Genomic DNA, 4,255 nt, shown 5'->3' on the forward strand with positions numbered 1-4,255 from the left:
CAAGAGAAAAAGAGTATTGCGAGACAACTAATTTTTAACAATTGTTTCATTGCGTGGTATTTTTATTTTTGTATTGAATTGTATTCGCTACAAGGGTTTGGTTTAGTTCAAATTTAGGGTAAAAAAAACCACTTCGCTCAATAAGAAGCGGTTTTTAACAAAATGCTAAGATTTTTTACTTGATAATTGAGATTTTAGTATTGTAAAGTTTGACCGATTTTTTTAGTAGAATAAAGGTTTGAACTGTGACCAATGTTTGTAAATAAGTACGCCGTTTAAAGTAGCTACAACGAGTGCACCAATCATTCCGCCAGATAAATCTAAGAAGAAATGAAATAGTAAAATGTTTACAGATATTGGTGCTAGTACGACAAGCGCGAAAGGCACCCATTTTTTGAGAATTAATAAAACTCCAACATACACTTCTAATGCGCCGACTATTGGGAGAATGTATCCTGCGGTGTCAAGAGAGTTCATGAATTCTTTAGCGCCACCAGCTTCAGGAAAAGAAGGTTGTGGTAAAAAACCAGATTCCATAAAAATCATAATGACTTTATTAGCGCCAAATACAATGAGAATTAATCCTAATACGAAACGGATAATTTTGGTGAAGTTGGAGTTCATAGGTGTGAGATTTTCAGTTAGTGTTCTATCAAGATATAAAAAAGATAGCGTATTTACTAACTATTTTCAACAACAAAAACTTTCACACACGATTAATAACTAACTAATTTTCAGTTTTTTGCATAAAAAAAGACACTTATTTTTAAGAAGTGCCTTGGGTTGTATATTGTTTTTGTTATTTAATATCAGACTAATTTATGATCTACTAAATGTTGTGCAATTTGTACCGCATTTGTTGCGGCTCCTTTGCGAAGATTATCTGAAACAATCCACATGTTTAAAGAGTTTGGTTGCGAGCCATCGCGGCGAATTCTACCCACGAAAACATCGTCTTTTCCTTCGGCATAAATTGGCATTGGATATACATTTACATCCGGATTGTCTTGTACTACAATTCCAGGTGATTCGTGTAATAGTGTACGAATTTCATCCACATCAAAGTCATTTTCAAATTCGACATTTACACTTTCAGAATGTCCACCAACAACCGGAATACGAATGGCAGTTGCCGTAATAGCAATGGTATTATCGTCTAATATTTTTTTGGTTTCGTTGACCAGTTTTACTTCTTCTTTGGTATATCCGTTTTCTACAAATACATCGCAATGTGGAATTGCATTTCTATGAATTGGATACGGATATGCCATTTCTCCTTTTTCACCTGCGTATTCTTGTTCTAATTGACGAACCGCTTTTACACCTGTTCCTGTAATGGATTGATAGGTAGATACGACAATACGTTTAATTTTGTATTTTTTGTGTAATGGCGCCAATGCTACCACCATTTGAATGGTAGAACAGTTTGGATTGGCAATAATTTTATCGTTTGCTGTTAATTGGTTAGCATTAATTTCAGGAACGACTAGTTTTTTAGATTGATCCATTCGCCATGCAGATGAATTGTCAATTACCGTAGTTCCTACTGCTTCAAACTTTGGTGCCCATGCTAAAGAAGTGTCTCCGCCGGCAGAAAACAAAGCGATGTCTGGTTTGGCGTCAATAGCATCTTGCATACTTACAATTGGATATGCGTTTCCTTGATATGTAATTTCTTTCCCAATTGATCTTTCAGATGCAACTGGAATTAATGTAGTAACAGGAAATTTTTGTTCTGCTAATACTTTTAACATCACAGTTCCTACCATTCCTGTTGCGCCAACGACTGCTACTTTCATTGTTTTTTATTTTTTATAGTCTTTAGTAAATGGTACAACGACTGTTTCATTGTACTTTCTTTCAAGCAAAATTAGCAATAAATACTTCGCAAATGCTATAAAATTTTCTAAATACCAAAAGTTTCACAAAAAGTTACATATAACACAAAAGCCACTCCGTAAAGAGTGGCTTTTTATATGATATTTTGAAAAAATTACTTTTTCAATAAATCTCTTATTTGTGCTAATAACTCTTCTTGAGTTGGTCCTGCTGGAGCTGCTGGCGCTTCTTCTACTTTCTTCTTTGATTTGTTATATGCTTTTACAATTAAGAACATTACTAAACCTACAATAATTAAGTTTACAATAGTGTTCACCCAACTTCCCCACATAATGGCATTTTCGGCCGTTGTAATTTTTCCTTCGGCATCTTTGATGGCTTCGGTCAAAATTATTTTTTTGTCAGCAAAGTCTGTTCCTCCTGTAAAATAACCCACAACAGGCATTACAATGTTGTCAACAAATCCTTTTACAACTCCGCCAATAGCACCTGCCATAATTACGGCTACTGCAAATTCTATCACATTTCCACCAGTGATAAATTCTTTAAATTCTTTTAACATACTATTTGATTATTAGTTATTATTGAATCTAAATGTAGTAAAAAATATGATAGTTTTCAATTTGTTGTAATGAACTATTAACCATATTAACGAAGAAATACACGTTTTACTCGTTGAGAAACCGCTGTTAGGACTTCATACGAGATGGTATTTATTTTTGCAGCAAATTCTTCTGCGCTTTGTCCTTCTCCAAAAATAATAACTTCATCACCTTCATTACAACGAATTCCAGTAACATTTATCATAATCATATCCATACAAACATTTCCAACGATAGGCGCCGATTTTCCGTTAATGATAACACTGCCAACTCCATTTCCAAATTGTCTACTAATTCCGTCTGCATGACCTAATGGAATGGTGGCAATTGTAGCATAATCGTCTGCAATGAAAGCGCGATTGTAGCCTACACTTTCTCCTTTTTCGATACGGTGTATTTGCGAAATAATAGATTTTAAAGAAGCTACAGGCTGCAAGTGTTTGTCATATTTTGGATCGTTTCCAAAACCATACAATCCAATTCCTGTACGAACCATATCAAAATGCGCTTCTGGATAGTTTAAAATTCCAGACGTATTTGTCATGTGAAGCATCGGTTTGTAATTGAGTCCTTTTTCAAAATCACTACTAATTTCTTTAAAGAGTTGTATTTGATTTTGAGTGAATTCTTTTTCTTTTTTATCTTCTGAAGCAGCTAAATGCGATAATATAGAAACTACTTTTATCTGCGACAGCGTTTTTAGTTTTTTGAGAATATGCGCTGTATCTGTATGAAAAAAGCCCAAACGGTTTAATCCTGTATTGAATTTTATATGTACAGGATATTCTTTTTTTCCTTGTTTTGCGGCTTCTTTGGCAAATGCAGTAAAAATACGGTCGTTGTACAAACTTGGTTCAAGGTTGTACGCAATGGCATGTTTCAGATTTACAATTTGTGGATGTAGTACTAAAATTGGTGTTGTAATTCCTGCAGCTCGTAAATACGCGCCTTCACGAATGTAGGCAACTGCAAAATAGTCAACCTTGAGTTCGTCTTGCAGAAACTTCGCAATTTCTATGGCATCACTTCCGTAGCCATACGCTTTAACGACTGCTAAAATTTTAGTTCCTGTTTTGGTTTTTGACTTTAAAAATTCAAAATTTTGTTGTAGTGCTTTAAAATTTATTTCTAAAACAGATTCTTGTACGTGTTGTAACATTATGGTAGTTAATTGTCAGGTTGTTGTTTAGGAACGATTTCTTCCGCATCATCAACTTCAATCTCTTTCACTGATTCTTTTAGCATTGCTTTATAATAAGCGCCGCGACTTAGTGGTTCGTATTCATCAGTTTCTCCTAGCAAGACCAGATCGTCGCTTTTGGATTTTCTAAAACTGTATTGTGCTAGGTTTCCCGTTCGGGTACAAACGGCATGTACTTTGGTGACATATTCGGCTGTTGCCATAAGCGCGGGCATTGGACCAAACGGATTTCCTTTAAAATCCATATCCAAACCAGCAACAATGACACGAATGCCTTTATTGGCTAAGTCGTTGCAAACAGCAATAATACCGTCATCAAAAAATTGTGCTTCGTCAATTCCTACAACATCGCAATTGTCGGCTAATAATCGTATGTTGGCGGCGGCGGGAACAGGTGTAGAGCGAATTTCGTTAGCGTCATGAGAAACTACCTTTTCCTCGTCATATCGAATATCTACGGCAGGCTTAAATATCTCCACTTTTTGCTTTGCAAATTGTGCTCTTTTGAGTCTGCGGATCAGTTCTTCGGTTTTTCCAGAGAACATTGAACCACAAATAACTTCAATCCAACCAAATTGTTCTTTATGATTTACTGTATTTTCGAGAAACATTT

The 4,255-nt window shown here is 35.2% G+C and carries 5 protein-coding genes; all 5 read right to left on the reverse strand.

The window, feature by feature from the left end:
• Positions 1–222: 222 nt before the first annotated feature.
• Positions 223–624: a DoxX family membrane protein gene (locus AB8B65_RS02380; RefSeq protein ID WP_405299209.1), complete on the reverse strand. Its 402-nt coding sequence runs from the start codon at positions 622–624 to the stop codon at positions 223–225.
• A 185-nt stretch (positions 625–809) separates the two neighbouring features.
• Entirely contained in the window at positions 810–1,799 is a 990-nt protein-coding gene (locus AB8B65_RS02385; RefSeq protein ID WP_405299210.1) for an aspartate-semialdehyde dehydrogenase, read from the reverse strand.
• 194 nt (positions 1,800–1,993) lie between these two features.
• On the reverse strand, positions 1,994–2,401 hold the full coding sequence (gene mscL, locus AB8B65_RS02390) for a large conductance mechanosensitive channel protein MscL (RefSeq protein WP_405299211.1): 408 nt from the start codon (positions 2,399–2,401) through the stop codon (positions 1,994–1,996).
• Positions 2,402–2,487: 86 nt separating this feature from the next.
• Complete coding sequence (gene alr, locus AB8B65_RS02395; protein ID WP_405299212.1) at positions 2,488–3,600, reverse strand: alanine racemase; 1,113 nt, start codon at positions 3,598–3,600, stop codon at positions 2,488–2,490.
• A gap of 8 nt (positions 3,601–3,608) precedes the next feature.
• Positions 3,609–4,253: a thymidine kinase gene (locus AB8B65_RS02400; protein WP_405299214.1), complete on the reverse strand. Its 645-nt coding sequence runs from the start codon at positions 4,251–4,253 to the stop codon at positions 3,609–3,611.
• Between the last annotated feature and the right edge of the window lie 2 nt (positions 4,254–4,255).

Origin of the sequence: Kordia sp. (assembly GCF_045105435.1) — a bacterium.
GTDB lineage: Bacteria > Bacteroidota > Bacteroidia > Flavobacteriales > Flavobacteriaceae > Kordia.

Excerpts from the sequence above, each read along its gene's own strand:
- AB8B65_RS02400 (WP_405299214.1), bottom strand. The coding sequence starts at position 4,253 with ATGTTTCTCGAAAATACAGTAAATCATAAAGAACAATTTGGTTGGATT.
- AB8B65_RS02380 (WP_405299209.1), bottom strand. The coding sequence starts at position 624 with ATGAACTCCAACTTCACCAAAATTATCCGTTTCGTATTAGGATTAATT.
- mscL (WP_405299211.1), bottom strand. The coding sequence starts at position 2,401 with ATGTTAAAAGAATTTAAAGAATTTATCACTGGTGGAAATGTGATAGAA.
- AB8B65_RS02385 (WP_405299210.1), bottom strand. The coding sequence starts at position 1,799 with ATGAAAGTAGCAGTCGTTGGCGCAACAGGAATGGTAGGAACTGTGATG.
- alr (WP_405299212.1), bottom strand. The coding sequence starts at position 3,600 with ATGTTACAACACGTACAAGAATCTGTTTTAGAAATAAATTTTAAAGCA.